Genomic DNA, 268 nt, shown 5'->3' on the forward strand with positions numbered 1-268 from the left:
GTCGTGAGACCACCGCCCTTCATCCGGTTGTATTCGCCGGGATGGCGACGCAGCAGGTGATAGGCGACACGACGATCGTCCCCGTCGTACTCGACGCCATTGATGATCTCGCCGCCATCCGGCCGCAGTTCGTTCTTTTCGACCGGCAGCAGATCGCCTTCGAGCACCTGAAGCTGTAGCGGCACCGGCAGCCCGTCGTCGGGACGACGCAGGCGCCGGCGCACCAGCACCTCGCCGTCGCCAAAGAACGCACGCGCGGCGAGCGTCT

The 268-nt window shown here is 66.4% G+C and carries 1 protein-coding gene; it reads right to left on the reverse strand.

The window, feature by feature from the left end:
* On the reverse strand, positions 1-268 hold a 268-nt coding region (locus tag SB771_RS34745; RefSeq protein ID WP_410722008.1), incomplete at both ends, for a phage portal protein.

The organism is Burkholderia sp. SIMBA_051 (genome assembly GCF_046534915.1).
Lineage (GTDB): Bacteria > Pseudomonadota > Gammaproteobacteria > Burkholderiales > Burkholderiaceae > Burkholderia > Burkholderia ambifaria.